Here is a 17853-nt window from a genome sequence, read left to right as displayed (position 1 = left end):
AGATATAATGAGTGAAATAGTGATAATGACAATAGTAAAAAAAGCATTAGTTGTAGGTCTTATGATAGGAGGCCCAATACTTGCTATATCTTTAGTAGTTGGACTTATAATAAGTATTTTTCAAGCGACAACACAGATTCAAGAGCAAACATTGACATTTGTACCTAAGTTAATAGCAATTATTTTAATACTAGTCATAGGTGGGCCTTGGATGTTAAATAAACTTGTGATACTTACTACTGAATTATTTCAAAGTATATCTACTGTAGTTAAATAATTATGATATACGTTTTTTTTAGAATAACAGCATTCTTTTTAGCTATTAGTATTATATTTCCTAGTGGAACTCCTCGTTTATTTAAGATATGTTTTTCATTTTTATTATCTTTAATGATAGCTTTAAATATAGAGATAAATAGTATAGTTGAAAACTTTTATGAGTTAATAAAGTATGGTACTTTTGAAACAATTAATGGATTAGTTTTAGGATACATAGTTAACATGTGTTTTTATAGTTTAAAGATGGCTGGAAATTTAATAGATATTCAATTAGGGTTATCTATGGCAAGTACATATGACCCAAATACTCAGACACAGTCTACAATTATGGAAAAATTAATGTATTTTATAGGGATAGTAGTATTTTTCAATATAAATGCTCATCATATTTTAATAAATTCTATACAGAATAGTTTTGAGATAATTCCAGTTGGATACTCAATATTAGATTTTAACATTTCATATATATTAAGAGTTTTTGTAGAGTATTTTATTATGGGAATAAAGATAGCTAGTCCAATTATAGTTGTGTTAATAATAACTGATTTAATAACGGGAATAATATCTAGAAGTATATCAGGTTTAAATGTAATGATTATAGGAATGCCACTTAAAATGTTAGTTGGAATATTGTTTTTTATGAGTTCATTGCCATTTATATTAAATACTATGAAAGATATTATTAAGCAATTAAAAAATGTACTTGAAGGAACATTAGTATTTCAGGATCAAATAATTGCATTTATAAATACATTATTTTAAATGAAGTTAAAGAGATAAGGGAGAGATAAGTTTGTCATTGTCAGATAAGACAGAACAACCTACCGCTAAGAAAAAGAAGGATGAGCGGAAAAAAGGGAATGTAGCAAAAAGTAAAGAGGTTTCAAATGCGTTTACTTTAATTGGAGCAGTACTTTGTGTTTTTATGATGAGTGCTAAGGTTATAAATAAACTAAAAGTATTTATAGCTTCTTCATTAAAATTAGATTTTAGTATTGACTTAAATTATAAAATGGCACATGAAATATTTATAAGTGGGATATTTAAATTTATTGAAATATTTTTGCCGCTTGGGTTAATTGTAATTGCATTAGGAATTATAGCAAATATTATGCAAAGTGGTTTGATATTTAATAAAGATGCATTAAAACCTAAGTTTTCAAAGCTAAATCCAATTAAGGGATTTAAAAATATGTTTTCTCAAAAAGCTTTTGTAACTTTTATAAAAAATACTATATTACTAATTTTATTATCATATATAGGATTTTCTTTTGTTAAGAAAAACTATTTAAATATATTAAAAATAGGAGATGTATACTTTCCATATTTGTTATATTTTATATTTGATATTGTAAAGCAATTATTTATGATAGCAATAGGAATTGCTATAGTTATAGGAATTGTAGACTTTGCTTATCAATTATATTCTTATAAAAAGGGAATGAAAATGACTAAGCAAGAGGTAAAAGAGGAATATAAACAAGCAGAAGGGGATCCAATTGTAAAATCTCAAATTAAGCAAAAACAAAGACAATTGTCGTCTCAAAGGATGATTCAAAATTCAAAAGATGCAACTGTTATTATTACAAATCCTACTCATATTTCTATAGCTATTAGATATGAAAGAGATATAGATTCTGCGCCAATTGTTATTGCGAAAGGAGCGGATATTTTAGCTATGAAGATAAGAGAAATAGCTAAAGAGAATGATATACCTATAGTTGAAAATAAACCACTAGCTAGAATTATGTATAAAGAGGTTGATATAGATCAAGAAGTGCCTGCAGATATGTACCAAGCAGTAGCTGAAGTATTAGTTGCAGTATATAAAATAAAAAATAGATATAAAAGAAATAAGTAAAGGAATTAAGGAATGAGAAATTTTAAAAATAAATTTGATATATTAGTTGCCTTCGGTGTAATGGGAATAATTTTAATGATTATAATACCATTGCCTTCATTTATGTTAGATATGCTATTAGTATTAAATATAACTTTATCAATTTTAATTTTACTTATGACACTTTTTTCAACTAGTATACTTCAATTATCAATATTTCCAACCTTATTATTGGTAACAACTCTTTTTAGATTAGGGCTTAATATTTCTTCTACAAGACTTATCTTAGGGGAAGGTTATGCAGGAAATATAATTGAATCATTTGGTAGTTTTGTTGTAAGAGGAAATTATGTTGTAGGAGTAATTATATTTTTAATAATTATAATAATTCAATTTGTAGTTATTACTAATGGATCAGGAAGAGTATCTGAAGTTTCTGCAAGGTTTACATTAGATGCTATGCCAGGAAAACAAATGAGCATAGATGCAGATTTAAATGCTGGAATGATTGATGAAAAGACAGCCAGGAAAAGAAGAAGAGAACTACAACAAGAAGCTGACTTTTATGGTTCCATGGATGGAGCATCTAAATTTGTTAAGGGAGATGCTATTGCAGGTATTATAGTAACTATAATAAATATATTTGGTGGAATTATAATTGGAGTTATGATGCTTGATATGGATTTTTCTCAAGCTATTCAAACATATATAAGATTAACAATAGGGGATGGGCTTGTAAGTCAGATACCAGCATTACTTATCTCAACTGCAGCTGGTATTTTAGTAACAAGAGCAGATAGTGAGGAAAGCTTTGCAAGCTTAGCTGGTCAGCAGTTAACATCTATTCCAAAGGCAATAATGATAACTGGAGTAGTACTATTTATATTAGGAGTTATGCCAGGGTTACCTACTATATCATTTTTTACACTTGGTTTAGGGTGTGTTTTAATTAGTATCACATTAAAGAAAAGCAAAGTTAGGGAGAGAGACAAAGATAAGTTAGAAAATTTAGAGGTAGAAGAATCTGCAGTAACAAATGAAGTAGAAGATGTAAGTGAATTACTTAATATTGAAGCTTTAGAGGTGGAAATTGGATATGGTCTTATACCGCTAGCAGACGAAGATAGCGGTGGTGATTTACTACAAAGAATAGCATCAATAAGAAGACAATGTGCTATTGATATGGGAATAATAGTACAACCTATACGAATAAGAGATAATCTTCAATTAGATCCAAATGAATATTGCATAAAAATAAAGGGAAATAAAGTTGCTACATATAAGCTTATGCCAACAATGGTTCTATGCATGGATCCAATGGGATTAGGGTTAGAGTTAGACGGAATAAAAGCTATAGAACCTAGTTTTGGATTAGAAGCATTATGGATAAGTAAAGATAATATTGAAGAAGCAGAATTAAGAGGATATACAATAGTAGATCCTTCAACTATATTAGTTACTCATCTATTAGAGATAGTTAAAGAAAAATCTCATGAACTTATGGGAAGGGAAGAAGTTAAAGTAATAATTGATGCAACAAAAGAAAAATATAGTGTAGTAGTAGATGAACTTATTCCAGATTTAATGACTTTAGGTGAAGTTCAAAAAGTATTACAAAACTTACTTAGAGAAAAAGTATCAATAAAAGATAGGGTAACAATTTTAGAAACTTTAGCTGATAATGCAATTAATACTAAAGATATAGAACTTTTAACTGAATATGTCAGAATGGCATTAAATAAGAGTATATCAGCTTCACTTGTAGACGAAAATAATTATATAACTGTAGCAACTCTATCTAATGATGTTGAAAGACTGATATCTAATAACTTACAAAAGTCTGTTAATGGAACATATCCAGCAGTAGATCCAGAAAGTACAAATAAGATATTTAATAGTATAAAAGATATAAGTGAGAATGTTAATTTTTATAATAACAGGCCAATTATTTTAGTTTCACCTAAAATAAGAGCACCATTTAGAAAGCTTGTTGAAATGGTATTTCCTAATATTGCAATATTATCATTAAATGAAATACCAAATGATGTTCAAATAAGAGCACAAGCAGTAGTTAACATATAATAGGAGGAGTTTAAATTGGTTAATGACCATAAGGAACAATACATATTAGAAAATATGAGTTTAGTGAAATATATAGCATCAAAATACTTTACTAAAAATATTGGAATTGAATATGAAGATCTAGTTAGCTATGGAACAATGGGTCTTATCGATGCAACAAATACTTATAAGAATGATAGAAATTGCAAGTTTTCAACTTATGCATCACTTAAAATAAGAGCCGCTATTATAGATGAGATAAGAAGAAGTTCTCCAATTTCAAGAAGTGATGTGTCAAAGATAAATGAGTACAATGCAGCTGTAGAAATATTACAGAATAACTTGTTAAGGGAACCTACTGATTTGGAAATATCAAAATATTTAAATTTATCAATAAATGAAGTTAAAAAGATTGATAGTAACATAAACTTAATGACTAAGGTATCTTTAGATTCTTTTATTTTTCAAGGAAGTAATGATGTTAAGGTGATAGATACAATAAAGGAAGATGATAAATTATTACCAGATAATATAGTTGAAGAAGAAGAAAAATTAGAAATACTTACAAAAGCGATTAATATGTTAAAAGAAAAGGATAAACTTGTTTTATCTTTATACTATTATGAAGAGCTTACTTTAAAAGAAATTGGTAGAGTTTTAGAAGTATCAGAATCTAGGGTATCTCAATTACATAGTAGAGCAATAGTAAATTTGAGAAATACAATTAATAAATTAAATTATAATATAGCTTAAGGAGGTATAATATGCTAAGAGGTATGTATTCATCAGTATCAGCTATGATAAATTTACAAAGTAGTCAAAATGTAATAACTAATAATATTGCAAATTTAAACACTACAGGATATAAGTCAGAGACACTAGTATCTAAAACATTTGATGATGTTTTAATAAGTAATAATGATAAATATGTAAATGGAAAGGGAACTAAACAAGAATTAGGAGTATTAAATCCTGGCGTTAAAATAGATGAAGTAGGAACTAATTATAATCAAGGAACATTAGTAGAAACTGATAATGAAACCGATTTTGCACTAAATGGAAAGGGATTTTTTACTGTAAGAGATACTAAAGGGATGAGATATTATACGAGAGATGGCGTGTTTAATGTTAATAGTGAAGGATATCTTGTTAATAGTTTAGGCTATGAAGTTTTAAATTCTAATAATCAATCTATATATGTAGGAAATAGTAAAATATTAATGGATAGCAACAATAATATTATTTTAGATTCTGGAGTTACACATAAGTTTAATATAGTTGGATTTGATGATTATAGTATTTTAAATAAAATTGGACGGAATCTTTATACTGGAGAGAATGCTAGAGTAAGTAATAATTATGAAGTAAGAAATAAACATAAAGAATCTTCTAATGTAGATATCATAGATGTAACATCGGCTTTAATGTCAAATTTAAGAGCTTTTGAAGCTAATCAAAAAGTTGTACAAGTTATGGATTCTACTTTAAGTAAAATAGCAACTGAGATAGGAACAGTTAGGTAGGTGAAGTAAATGTATGGAATGTTAAATGTTAGTAAAACTGGGATGAGCGCTAATCAAAATAAGATTAATATTATATCTAATAATATTGTTAATGTTAATACTACTGGATATAAGAAGTTAGATATGGAATTTCAAGATTTAGTAAGAGAAAGATTATATAAAGATTCTTATCCTACTAATGATAGAAATGCTACTGTAGGTACTGGTGCTAAAACTAGTAATGAATTTAGAAACTTTACTCAAGGTAGCTTAAAGAAAACTAATATCTCTACTGATATTGCTATAGACGGAGAAGGATTTTTTAGAGTTATTAGAAACGATAATACTTATGCATATACAAGAAATGGAGAGTTTAATGTAGATGCTAATGGAAGAATTGTTGATGATAATGGAAATATACTTGATATACAATTTGAAAATGATAAAAATTATTTAAACTCAAAAATTACTTCGAAAAATCTAATGGTTAATAAAAGAGGGGAAGTGTTTTCAAATTATAAAAAGATTGGAAATGTAAATCTGTATGTAACAAAGGGAAAGGACGATTTTGTATATTTAGGAGATAGTTTATTTGTTCCTAAAGAAAACACACAAATGACAATGATTAATAGTTCTAATATAATGCAAGGTCATGCTGAGATGTCTAATGTAGACATCAAACAAGAAATGATAGATTTAATATCTGTACAAAGAGCATTTCAGCTGAATAGTAAGGGAGTTAGTGTAGCTGATGAAATGTGGTCAATGATAAATAATTTACAATCAAGATAAGAAAGAGGATGGACTATGGAAGATATTAAATTATATGACTTCAAGAAAAGTGAAAAATTCTCTATTGAAAATATAAGAAATTTAGCGCTTATGTGTGAAGAGTTTTGTAAAACTTCAAATATGCAAATTAATTATGAAACAAAAAATGAAAGCTTTAAGATGATTATAAATAGTTGTGCTCAGACTACATATGGTGAGTTTGTTGAAGCAATAAAAGGTGATTCTGTTGTTATAGAATATAGCATTTTACCTGTTGTTGAAAACTTAACTTTATTTATAGATAAAGTTGTTGTATTAAGTATAGTTGATTTACTATTAGGTGGCAATGGAAAAGTACAAATGATAGATAGGGAGCCAACTAATATTGATTTAGAATTACTTAAATACTTATTTGAAAACTTATTAAAGAGAATATATATTCCGCATTCTTATGAAAAAATTGATATTTCAAAGATACATACTAATAAAGTTCAATATCAAAATCTTACTAATAATGATATGATATTTAACTCACAGATAAATATATATTTAGAAAATGAAATAATTGGATGCATGAGGATTTGTATACCATATGAAAATATGAAAGAAGTAGTAGATAGCTTTGAAAATGTAAAAATGATGGATTATGAGTCAACAGAAAGTGAAAAAAGAAATGATATAATATCTAATGAAATTTTTCAATTTGTAAAAGATGTTGAAGTAGATATTTGTGCAAATCTTGGAAGTGCAAAAGTTAGTATTAGGGATTTACTTAATTTAGAAGTAGGCGATGTTATTCTTTTGGATCAAAGAATAAATGAGGATATTATTGTCAGCGTAGGTGATGCTAAGACTTATAAGGCAAAACCTGGCGTTTTAGGAATACAAAAAGGTGTAGAAATAACTGATATAATTAATAGGGAGATATAGATATGAATGAGAATATAGCTAGAATATTAGATATACCAATAGAGATAACAGCAGTTTTAGGAAGAACCAAGATGGCGTTAAGTGAGATATTAGAATTAGGAAAAGGGTCTTTAATAGAACTTGATACTTTAAATAATCAAGAAGTTGAAATACTTGTAAATGGTAAAAAGATAGCTTATGGTCAAGTTGTTATCGCACAACAAAATTTTGGAATAAAAATTACTAGTGTCTTGGAGTCAGAAGAGTTAGTAAATAGTCTTAGATAGTATTAAATCTTATGAAGTGGCAAGTAATAAGTTTAGAAGTTAATATTTAAACTTATTACTTGCCATTTATAATTGTTTAATCTTTGTTTAATATGGATAGAATTTATGGTATGGAATATTAGTTATATGGAGGAATTATGAGAAGTAGTATTGAAATGAAAAATAAGTTAACTTTAATAGCTCAATTAGGTGATGAAACTAAATTTCAGATCTTAAAATATAATGAGCTTATTGGAATAAATGACGTAGAGTGTATAACAAATATTAAAGCTATACAAAATAGTGGACAAAGACTTAAACAGCTAAGAATATTGTTAAATGAAAGTTCTGCCAAAATACAAAATAATGAATTGAGTTATATGAAGGGATATATTGAAAGAAGTGATATATTACATGAATATAAAGGAATTAAAAAATTAATATTTGAATCTAAGCAGTTAATAGCAAATAAAGATAAAACAATATTTAAAGGTACAGGTGAGATTTTATTAAAAACTACTTTTAGTGAATTTACATTGATAGAATTAGTTGATGAAGAAATAATAATTAATGATTCTATGTTTTGTGCATCTGATGAAGAAGTAAGTATTATTGAAGAAAAAGGTGATGGTAAAGAAATAAGAATTAATGGAAGTGGAATTGTTGCATTGAAACTACCAGTTTCAGAAAAAGAAATAATAAGATGTAAGTTGTTTAATGATAAATTAACAGTAAATGAAGATTTAGTTATTCTAAGAAGTAGTAGCATAAAAATAAAATATGAAAAATATGGTAGATTAATAAATGATGAAGTTATAGAGGAGATTAATACTGTTTATTACGGAATAGGAGAACTATGGTTATTACCAACTAGAAGTACATATGATAAATATGGTAAAATAAATTGTTGTTTAGAAGAAGATTATGAATAACCTAAGAAAAATATAGATTACACCTTAAATTTAGTGTGCTAAAGTGTTAAAATAAGGATGTATAGAAAATAGGAGTGATAATATGGGTCTAAAAGATTTAGATTTTAATGATGACTTAGATATGCTATTTAAGGCAATTTTAGAATTAAAAAATATAGATGAATGTTACATGTTTTTTGAGGATATTGCTACCATTACAGAATTGAAAGCTATATCTCAAAGAATTCAAGTAGCTAATATGCTTAAGGAGAAAAAAGTTTACACAGAGATAGCAGAAGCAACAGGTGCTAGTACAGCAACTATAAGTAGAGTCAATAAGTGTCTTAATTATGGTCAGGGTGGATATAATATAGTATTAGATAGAATTAATACTAAGAATAAATAAGTGTAAACCAAGGTAAATGCTAGCTTACATGCTATTGTAAAAAATCGGAATAAAGGATATACTATAAGAGTTAAATTGAAATAAATAAGCGAGGTATTATATATGAGTAGAATGTTCGGGACAGATGGTGTTAGGGGAGTAGCTAATACAGAGTTAACAGCAGAATTAGCTTACAGTTTAGGTAGAGCAGGTGCATTTGTTTTAACAGAAGGAACACATAAACCAAAGATTCTCGTTGCTAAAGATACTAGAATATCAGGAGATATGTTAGAAGCAGCTTTAGTAGCAGGTATTCTTTCAGTTGGGGCAGAAGCAGTAATTTTAGGCGTAGTTCCAACACCAGCAGTAGCTCATTTAACAAGAAAATATAATGCAGATGCAGGAGTTATGATTTCAGCATCTCATAATCCAGTTGAATATAATGGTATTAAGTTCTTTGATGGAAGAGGATATAAATTATCAGATGAATTAGAAGATCAAATACAAGCAGTAATAGAAGAGAATTTTGAGGGTGTTCCAAGTCCTGTTGGAGGAGCAGTTGGAAGATCATATACTGAAGAAACTGCATTAAGAGAGTATATAGATTATGCAATGAGCACAATTACAACAGATTTAAAAGGTCTTAGAGTTGCATTAGATTGTGCAAATGGTGCTGCTTACAAGGCTGCAGTTAAAGCGTTTAGAGCTTTAGGTGCTAGGGTATATGTTATAAATGATAATCCAGATGGAAATAACATAAATGAAAATTGTGGTTCAACTCATATGGAAGAGTTAATGGATTATGTTGTAAGAAAGAATTGTGATATTGGATTTGCCTTTGATGGAGATGCAGATAGATGTTTAGCTGTTGATGAAAAAGGAAATATGATAAATGGTGATTTCTTATTAACAATATGTGCAAAAGCTTTAAAAGAATCAGGAAAATTAAATGATGATACTTTAGTAGTAACAGTAATGAGTAATTTAGGATTAGATATTGCAGCTAAAAGAGAAGGTATTAACTTAGTTAAAACTAAGGTTGGAGATAGATATGTACTTGAAGAAATGCTTAAAGACAATTATATCTTAGGCGGAGAACAATCAGGTCATATAATATTCTTAGATCATAATACTACTGGAGATGGATTAGTTACAGCACTTCAAATTGCAGCTATATTAAAAGAAAGTGGAAAAACTTTCAGTGAATTAGCCGGAGTTATGAAGGAATTACCACAAGTATTAGTTAATGCTAAGGTTCCAAATGAAAAGAAGAATATTTATTTAGAAGACCAAGAAATAATTGATGCTATAAACAAAGTTGAAGCTAAGCTTAATGGTGTTGGGAGAGTTCTTATAAGACCATCAGGAACAGAACCTTTAGTAAGAGTTATGCTTGAAGGTGAAAATCAAGAAGAAATAAATGAAATGGCAAATAGCTTAGTAGAATTAATATTAAGCAAAATATAATAAAAAAATAATGCTCTTATGGGCATTATTTTTTTATATAAATTATAAATAAATGAGTGATTTCTTAATTAATATGTTATAGGTATAAATATTATTAATAAATCATCAATTATTAAAAAGAAATATTAATATGATAATAAAAGTGGCAAAATATTAACTTAATATCAAAAACAAATAATAAAAGTTAAAAAATAAAATGAATTTATTAAAAATAAAAACACTGTATTGACAGAGTATTAAAAGAGAGAGTAATATATTAACAATAGAATATTTTGGAAGTTCTTTTGAGAAATAAAAGCTATGATAGAGATATTTATTTGGAGAAAAAGTTTCAGAGAGTCCATGGTTGCTGTGAATGGATACTTTAACTAAATAATGATCACTCTTGAGCTGTATCCTGAACACTATTTTATGGTAAGTAAGGGGGTACCGGTAAGCACCGTTAAATGCAAGGGTTTGTTTGAACCTAGTGATATTAATGATGAGGAATTTTATCCCGCCGTTATGATTTTATCATTAAGGGTGGGATTTTTTTAACCTAATTTAGAACCATTTTGTTCAATAATTACAAATTATTTCATTGGGGGTATTAAAATGGAAAGACATGTTTTATCTGTCTTAGTTAGGAATTCTTCAGGAGTACTAACAAGAGTTTCAGGGCTATTTGCAAGAAGAGGGTTTAATATTGATAGTTTAACTGTTGGGAGAACTGAAAATCCGGAAATTTCACGAATGACTATTACTTTAAATGGTAATGAAGATGTTTTAGAACAGTTTACTAAACAACTAAATAAATTAGAGGATGTTTTAAGAGTATTAAAATTAAAATCTGATAATTCAGTGTACAGAGAGCTAGTACTTATAAAGGTTAAGGCTGATGCTGAAAAAAGAGCATCAGTAAATGAAGTAGTAAAAATATTTAGAAGTAAAATAATAGATATTTCTCCAGAAACATTGACTATCGAATTAACTGGAGATGAAAGTAAAATAAGTGCTCTTATAAAGCTTTTAGAAGAGTATGAAATAAAAGAATTAGTAAGGACAGGCGTTTGTGCATTAGAAAGGGGCGCTAATGATATAACAGACTACTGTGAAATATTCAATTAGTTAGAGGTTAGAAGTTTAATCATTAACTAAAAACTACTAACTATCAAAAAGGGGGCTTTAAAATTTGGATAGAAATATAGAAATTTTTGATTCTACCTTGCGAGATGGTGCGCAAGGGCAAGGTATATCATTCTCACTAGAAGATAAGTTGAAAATAGTTAAGGCTTTAGATGAGATAGGAATTGATTATATTGAAGCTGGAAATCCAGGATCAAATCCAAAAGATATGGAATTTTTTAATGTAATTAAAGATATAAAATTAAATAATTCTAAATTAGTAGCTTTTGGTTCAACACGTAAGCCGGATATAAAGATTGAAGATGATTTAAATATAAAAAGCTTAATAAGGGCAAAAACAGAATTTGTATCAATATTTGGAAAAGCTTCAGCTTTTCAGGTTACAGATATATTAAAAACAGCTTTAGAAGAAAATCTAAAAATGATAGAGGACACTATAAAATATTTTAAAGAAAATAATAAACAAGTGATATTTGATGCAGAACATTTTTTTGATGGATATAAGGAAAATAGTAAATATGCACTTTCAACATTAAAAGTAGCAAAAGATGCTGGGGCAAGAACTTTAGTTTTATGTGATACTAACGGTGGAACTTTACCAAATGAAATAAGAGATATAACTGCTGAGGTTGAAAGTTTATTTGGAAACATGATAGGAATACACTGTCATAATGATATCGGAATGGCAGTTGCCAATTCAATAATATCAATAGAGTCGGGAGTATCACATATTCAAGGAACTTTTGTTGGAGTAGGTGAGCGTTGTGGAAATACTAATTTAAGCACAGTAATTCCAACAATAGCTTTAAAAATGAATTATGGCATAAGATCAAAAAAATATTTACAGGATTTAACGGCAAAGGCTAGATATATTTCTGAGATATCTAATATTCAGTTAGAAGATTGTACTCCATACATAGGAAAAGCGGCATTTGCTCATAAGGGTGGAATGCATATAGATGCTATTTGTAAGACACCACAATCTTATGAGCATATAAAACCAGAGGTGGTTGGAAATAAAAGGAGATTTTTGTTATCAGAGGTAAGTGGTAAAAGTACAGTTTTACAAGAAATACACAAAATTTTCCCGAATGTAAAAAAAGATGGTGAAGAAGTTAAAAATGTAACTAAGCGATTAAAAGAATTAGAATATGAGGGATATCAATTTGAAGGTGCTGAAGGTACAGTGGAATTATTAATAAGAAAAACTATAGGAAAGTACAAACCATTCTTTAAATTAAATCACTTTAAAACTATAGGAGAAAATCCTTGGAATAATGGTGAATTTAGTTCAACTGCATTAATTAATATAACTGTAGATGGAAAAACCGAAATGACAGCAGCAGAAGGTGATGGTCCAGTAAATGCTTTAGATAAGGCTCTTAGAAAAGCGTTAGAAGTATTTTATCCAGAATTAAAAGAAGTAAAATTAGTTGATTATAAAGTTAGAGTTTTAGATTCTGAAAGCACTACAGGTGCAAAGGTTAGAGTATTAATAGAAAGTACAGATAGCAATGAAAGCTGGAGTACAGTTGGGGTATCTAAAGATGTAATTCAAGCAAGTTGGATTGCATTAGTTGATTCAATAGAGTATAAGCTAATAAAAGATATTGAAAGAAAAGCAAAAGCATATTTTTAAAGGGGGAAACACTTATGGCAATGACAATGACACAAAAAATATTAGCAGCACATGCAGGATTAGAAAATGTAAAAGCAGGACAATTAATAGAAGCAAATTTAGATTTAGTATTAGGAAATGATATTACTTCACCAGTTGCAGTAAAGGAGTTTGAAAAGTTTGGAGTAAAAAAAGTATTTGATAAAGAAAAAATAGCAATAGTTCCAGATCATTTTACTCCTAATAAAGATATAAAGGCTGCAGAACAATGTAAATTTATAAGAGAATTTTCAAGAGAAAAAGGTATAACTAATTTCTTTGAAATAGGGGAAATGGGAATAGAACATTGTTTATTACCAGAAAAGGGATTAGTAGTTGCAGGAGATGTAGTTATTGGGGCAGATTCTCATACTTGTACCTATGGAGCTTTAGGAGCTTTTTCAACTGGAATTGGTTCAACTGATATGGCTGCTGGAATGGCTACAGGAAAATGTTGGTTTAAGGTTCCTTCAGCATTAAAGTTTGTTTTAAAAGGAAAACCGTCAAAATGGGTTAGTGGTAAAGATGTAATTCTTCATATCATTGGAATGATAGGTGTTGATGGAGCATTATATAAATCAATGGAGTTTTTTGGTGATGGCTTAGAGTATTTATCAATGGATGATAGATTTACAATGGCAAATATGGCTATTGAAGCAGGTGGGAAAAATGGAATATTCCCAGTAGATGAAAAGACAGTTGAATATTTAAAGGAACATGGAAAGAAAGAATGGACAGTATATGAAGCGGATGAAGATGCTGAATATGATGAAGTCTATGAAATAGATTTAACTACTTTAAGACCAACAGTTTCCTTCCCGCATTTACCTGATAATACGAGAACTATTGATGAAGTTGGTAATATAGAAATTGATCAAGCAGTAATAGGTTCTTGTACAAATGGAAGAATTTCAGATTTAAGAGTTGCAAGAGATATATTAAAAGGTAAAAAGGTAAATAAAAGAGTTAGATGTATAGTCTTTCCTGGAACTCAAAAAATTTATTTACAAGCCTTAGAAGAAGGTATAATAAAGGATTTAGTAGAAGCAGGAGCGGTGGTTTCAACACCAACATGTGGGCCATGTCTAGGAGGTCATATGGGTATACTAGCTAAAGGTGAAAGAGCGATTTCAACTACCAATAGAAACTTTGTAGGTAGAATGGGACATGTTGAATCAGAAGTTTACTTATCAAGTCCGGCAGTTGCAGCAGCTTCAGCAATAACGGGAAAAATAACTAATCCAGAAACACTTTAAGGGGGTAAATAAATATGAAAGCAACAGGAAGAGTTTTTAAATATGGGGATAATGTAGATACAGATGTAATTATACCAGCAAGGTACTTAAATACATCAGATCCAAAGGAATTAGCAGCACATTGTATGGAGGATATAGATTTAGATTTTGCTAAAAATGTACAACAAGGAGATATAATGGTTGCAAAGAAAAATTTTGGATGTGGTTCATCTAGAGAACATGCACCTATAGCAATAAAGGAAAGTGGAGTTAGCTGTGTTATAGCATCAACTTTTGCAAGAATTTTTTATAGGAATTCTATTAATATAGGATTACCGATACTAGAGTGTGATAAAGCAGTTAAAAGTATAGAAGCTGGAGATGAATTAGAAGTTAATTTTGATACTGGAGTCATTAAAAATATAACTAAAAATGAAGAATATCAAGGTGAAGCATTCCCAGAGTTTATGCAAAAAATAATAAATAGTAATGGGCTTATAGGATATATTAAAAACTCTAAGTAAATATAAGAAATACTAATTGAAATACTATATTAAGCAATAAATAAAAGTTAAGTGCAATATTATTATGTTTACTTAACTCAAAATGGAATTAAGGGGGAGCAACTATGAATTTTAATATAGCAGTTATACCAGGAGACGGAATAGGACCAGAAGTTATAGATGAGTCAATAAAGGTATTAAATAAGATTGGGGAAAAATATAATCATACTTTTGAATTTGAATTTTTACAAGCAGGTGGATGTGCAATAGATACTTTAGGAACACCATTGCCAGATAAAACTTTGGAAGTATGTAAAAAAAGTGATGCAGTACTTTTAGGAGCTGTTGGAGGACCAAAATGGGATGATCCTAATTCAAAAGTAAGACCGGAACAAGCATTGTTAGGGTTAAGAGGGGGATTAAATTTATATTGTAATTTGAGACCGGCACTTTTGTATAAAGCATTAAAAGAAGCATCTCCACTAAAAGATAGCATAATAGGTGATGGAATAGATATTTGTGTTGTAAGAGAACTTACTGGAGGAATTTACTTTGGTGAGAGAGGTAGAGAAGTTGTTGATGGTATAGTTTCAGCATATGATACTGAAAGATATAACATTGAAGAGATTGAAAGAATAGTAAGAATAGGCTTTGATACGGCAATGAAGAGAAATAAAAAATTAACAAGTGTTGATAAGGCTAATATATTAGAGAGTTCTAGATTATGGAGAGGCGTAGTAGAGCAAATGTCTAAAGATTATCCAGAAGTAGAGGTTAATCATTTATATATTGATAATGCTTCTATGCAGTTAGTTAAGGATCCTAAACAATTTGATGTTATTGTTACTTCAAATATGTTTGGAGATATATTATCAGATGAAGCATCTATGATTACAGGATCAATAGGGATGTTACCTTCAGCATCTTTAGGAGAAGGAACTTTAGGAATGTATGAGCCGATACATGGTTCTGCACCTGATATTGCAGGGAAGGGAATTGCAAATCCATTAGCAACAATTCTTTCTACAGCTATGATGTTAAGATATAGCTTTAATTTAGAGAATGAAGCAAAGGATATAGAAGATTCAGTAGTTAAGGTTTTAGAAGATGGGTATAGAACTGGAGATATTAATAGTGAAGGTACTAAGCTTATTGGAACTAAGGAAATGGGAGCGCTTGTTTTAGAGAAAATTTAATATAGTTAGTAGTTAGATAGCGACAATCTTGAAGCTTGAAACTAATTTTAGGGGTGATGTAAATGAGAAGTGATGTAGTAAAAAAGGGAGTAACAAAAGCTCCACATAGATCTTTATTTAAAGCATCAGGATTAACTGATGAAGAAATAAATAAGCCTTTAATAGGGATTGTTACATCTCAAAATGATATAATTCCGGGTCATGTGAACTTAGATAAAATAGTTGAGGGGGTAAAAAAAGGCGTATTGATGTCTGGTGGAACACCATTAGTATTTCCTACTATAGGAGTATGTGATGGTATTGCGATGGGACATGAGGGAATGAAGTATTCTTTAGCTACAAGAGAGCTTATAGCTGATTCTATTGAATGTATGGCAAAGGCTCATGCATTTGATGCACTAGTATTTATACCAAATTGCGATAAGATAGTTCCGGGAATGGTTATGGCTTCTTTAAGAGTAAATATACCATCAGTAGTTGTTAGTGGTGGACCAATGTTAGCAGGTAAATTTAAAGATAAAGAAGTTTCATTATCAACGATGTTTGAAGCAGTAGGAGCTGTGGAAAGTGGATTAATGTTAGAATCTGATTTAGAAGAATTAGAAGAAAAAGCATGTCCTACATGTGGATCATGTTCAGGTATGTTTACTGCAAATTCTATGAATTGTTTATGTGAAGTTTTAGGATTAGCGCTACCTGGTAATGGAACTATACCAGCTGTTTATTCAGAAAGAATAAGATTAGCAAAATATGCTGGTATGGCTATAATGAATCTTCTGAAAAAGGATATAAAGCCAAGAGATATAGTGAATGAAGAAGCTATAAAGAATGCATTAACAGTAGATATGGCACTTGGATGTTCAACAAACAGTGTTTTACATTTAACTGCTATTTCAAATGAAGCAAAAATACCTATAAATTTAGATATTATAAATGCAATGTCAGCTAAAGTTCCTAATCTTTGTAAATTAGCACCGGCATCTGACACTCATATAGAAGATTTATATGCATCAGGCGGGATAAGAGCTGTAATGAGTGAATTAAATAAAAAGAATTTATTAAATTTAAAATGTATTACAGCAACAGGAAAAACTGTTGGGGAAAATATAGAAAATGCTAAGGTATTAGATTACTCAGTAATAAGACATATTGAAGAACCATATAGTGAAACTGGTGGAATTGCAGTTTTAAAGGGGAATTTAGCTTTAGATGGTGCTGTAGTTAAAAGGTCAGCAGTACTTAAAGAGATGTTAAAACATCAAGGACCAGCAAAGGTTTTTAACTCTGAAGAGGAAGCAATAGAAGCTATATTAGGTAAAAAAATAGTTGAAGGTGATGTTGTAGTAATAAGATATGAGGGTCCAAAGGGTGGGCCTGGAATGAGAGAAATGTTATCACCAACATCAGCAATTTGTGGAATGGGTCTAGATAAATCAGTAGCACTTATTACAGATGGTAGATTCAGTGGGGCAACAAAAGGAGCAGCAATAGGACATGTATCACCAGAAGCAGCTGAAGGTGGAAATATTGCATTAGTTCAAGATGGGGATATTATTGCTATAGATATATTAAATGGAAATTTAGACTTACTTGTAAGTGATGAAGAGTTAACTAAGCGTAAGGAAGTGTTAAAACCAGTAGAACCAAAAGTTAAAGAAGGTTATTTATCAAGATATGCTAAGTTAGTAAGTTCAGCAAGTACAGGAGCAGTGTATAAATAGTTAGAATTAACTAAAATAAGGGGGG

At 29.2% G+C, this 17853-nt stretch carries 18 protein-coding genes; all 18 read left to right on the top strand.

What is annotated here, in order from left to right; translation table 11 throughout:
* Nucleotides 1-7: 7 nt before the first annotated feature.
* Complete coding sequence (gene fliQ, locus I4V51_RS03400; RefSeq protein ID WP_195986927.1) at nucleotides 8-277, top strand: flagellar biosynthesis protein FliQ; 270 nt, start codon at nucleotides 8-10, stop codon at nucleotides 275-277.
* A gap of 2 nt (nucleotides 278-279) precedes the next feature.
* On the top strand, nucleotides 280-1041 hold the full coding sequence (locus I4V51_RS21065) for a flagellar biosynthetic protein FliR (protein ID WP_243281380.1): 762 nt from the start codon (nucleotides 280-282) through the stop codon (nucleotides 1039-1041).
* 37 nt (nucleotides 1042-1078) lie between these two features.
* Nucleotides 1079-2140 carry a flagellar biosynthesis protein FlhB gene (flhB, locus tag I4V51_RS21060; RefSeq protein ID WP_243281379.1) on the top strand — a complete coding sequence of 354 codons (1062 nt, stop codon included), beginning with the start codon at nucleotides 1079-1081 and terminating at the stop codon, nucleotides 2138-2140.
* A 12-nt stretch (nucleotides 2141-2152) separates the two neighbouring features.
* Entirely contained in the window at nucleotides 2153-4201 is a 2049-nt protein-coding gene (gene flhA, locus I4V51_RS03390) for a flagellar biosynthesis protein FlhA (RefSeq protein ID WP_195986926.1), read from the top strand.
* A 15-nt stretch (nucleotides 4202-4216) separates the two neighbouring features.
* Nucleotides 4217-4933, top strand: coding sequence for a FliA/WhiG family RNA polymerase sigma factor (locus I4V51_RS03385; protein WP_279325438.1), 717 nt, complete (start codon nucleotides 4217-4219; stop codon nucleotides 4931-4933).
* Nucleotides 4934-4944: 11 nt separating this feature from the next.
* The gene (locus I4V51_RS03380) at nucleotides 4945-5703 is read left to right on the top strand and encodes a flagellar hook-basal body complex protein (RefSeq protein ID WP_195986925.1); all 759 of its coding nucleotides are present in this window, start codon (nucleotides 4945-4947) and stop codon (nucleotides 5701-5703) included.
* Between the two features lie 9 nt (nucleotides 5704-5712).
* Nucleotides 5713-6474, top strand: a complete 762-nt coding sequence (locus I4V51_RS03375; protein WP_243281378.1) for a flagellar hook-basal body complex protein — start codon at nucleotides 5713-5715, stop codon at nucleotides 6472-6474.
* Nucleotides 6475-6489: 15 nt separating this feature from the next.
* Nucleotides 6490-7383, top strand: a complete 894-nt coding sequence (locus I4V51_RS03370) for a FliM/FliN family flagellar motor switch protein (RefSeq protein WP_195986924.1) — start codon at nucleotides 6490-6492, stop codon at nucleotides 7381-7383.
* Nucleotides 7384-7385: 2 nt separating this feature from the next.
* A complete protein-coding gene (gene fliN / locus I4V51_RS03365) occupies nucleotides 7386-7649 on the top strand; it encodes a flagellar motor switch protein FliN (RefSeq protein ID WP_195986923.1) in 264 nt (87 codons plus the stop codon).
* Between the two features lie 137 nt (nucleotides 7650-7786).
* A complete protein-coding gene (locus I4V51_RS03360; RefSeq protein WP_195986922.1) occupies nucleotides 7787-8560 on the top strand; it encodes an AIM24 family protein in 774 nt (257 codons plus the stop codon).
* 82 nt (nucleotides 8561-8642) lie between these two features.
* A complete protein-coding gene (locus I4V51_RS03355) occupies nucleotides 8643-8945 on the top strand; it encodes a YerC/YecD family TrpR-related protein (RefSeq protein ID WP_195986921.1) in 303 nt (100 codons plus the stop codon).
* 102 nt (nucleotides 8946-9047) lie between these two features.
* Entirely contained in the window at nucleotides 9048-10391 is a 1344-nt protein-coding gene (gene glmM / locus I4V51_RS03350; protein WP_195986920.1) for a phosphoglucosamine mutase, read from the top strand.
* 594 nt (nucleotides 10392-10985) lie between these two features.
* Nucleotides 10986-11498, top strand: a complete 513-nt coding sequence (ilvN, locus tag I4V51_RS03345; protein WP_195986919.1) for an acetolactate synthase small subunit — start codon at nucleotides 10986-10988, stop codon at nucleotides 11496-11498.
* A 64-nt stretch (nucleotides 11499-11562) separates the two neighbouring features.
* Nucleotides 11563-13155 (top strand): citramalate synthase, encoded by a 1593-nt coding sequence (cimA, locus tag I4V51_RS03340; protein WP_195986918.1) that lies wholly within the window; start codon nucleotides 11563-11565, stop codon nucleotides 13153-13155.
* Nucleotides 13156-13169: 14 nt separating this feature from the next.
* Nucleotides 13170-14429 carry a 3-isopropylmalate dehydratase large subunit gene (leuC, locus tag I4V51_RS03335; protein WP_195986917.1) on the top strand — a complete coding sequence of 420 codons (1260 nt, stop codon included), beginning with the start codon at nucleotides 13170-13172 and terminating at the stop codon, nucleotides 14427-14429.
* A gap of 14 nt (nucleotides 14430-14443) precedes the next feature.
* Nucleotides 14444-14932: a 3-isopropylmalate dehydratase small subunit gene (gene leuD / locus I4V51_RS03330; RefSeq protein WP_195986916.1), complete on the top strand. Its 489-nt coding sequence runs from the start codon at nucleotides 14444-14446 to the stop codon at nucleotides 14930-14932.
* Between the two features lie 104 nt (nucleotides 14933-15036).
* A complete protein-coding gene (gene leuB, locus I4V51_RS03325; protein WP_195986915.1) occupies nucleotides 15037-16107 on the top strand; it encodes a 3-isopropylmalate dehydrogenase in 1071 nt (356 codons plus the stop codon).
* A 62-nt stretch (nucleotides 16108-16169) separates the two neighbouring features.
* The gene (ilvD, locus tag I4V51_RS03320) at nucleotides 16170-17828 is read left to right on the top strand and encodes a dihydroxy-acid dehydratase (protein WP_195986914.1); all 1659 of its coding nucleotides are present in this window, start codon (nucleotides 16170-16172) and stop codon (nucleotides 17826-17828) included.
* The last annotated feature ends 25 nt before the right edge of the window (nucleotides 17829-17853 follow it).

Source organism: Clostridium sp. D53t1_180928_C8 (genome assembly GCF_015667795.1).
Classification (GTDB): Bacteria; Bacillota; Clostridia; order Clostridiales; family Clostridiaceae; genus Clostridium.
This window is presented reverse-complemented; position numbering and strand designations above follow the sequence as displayed.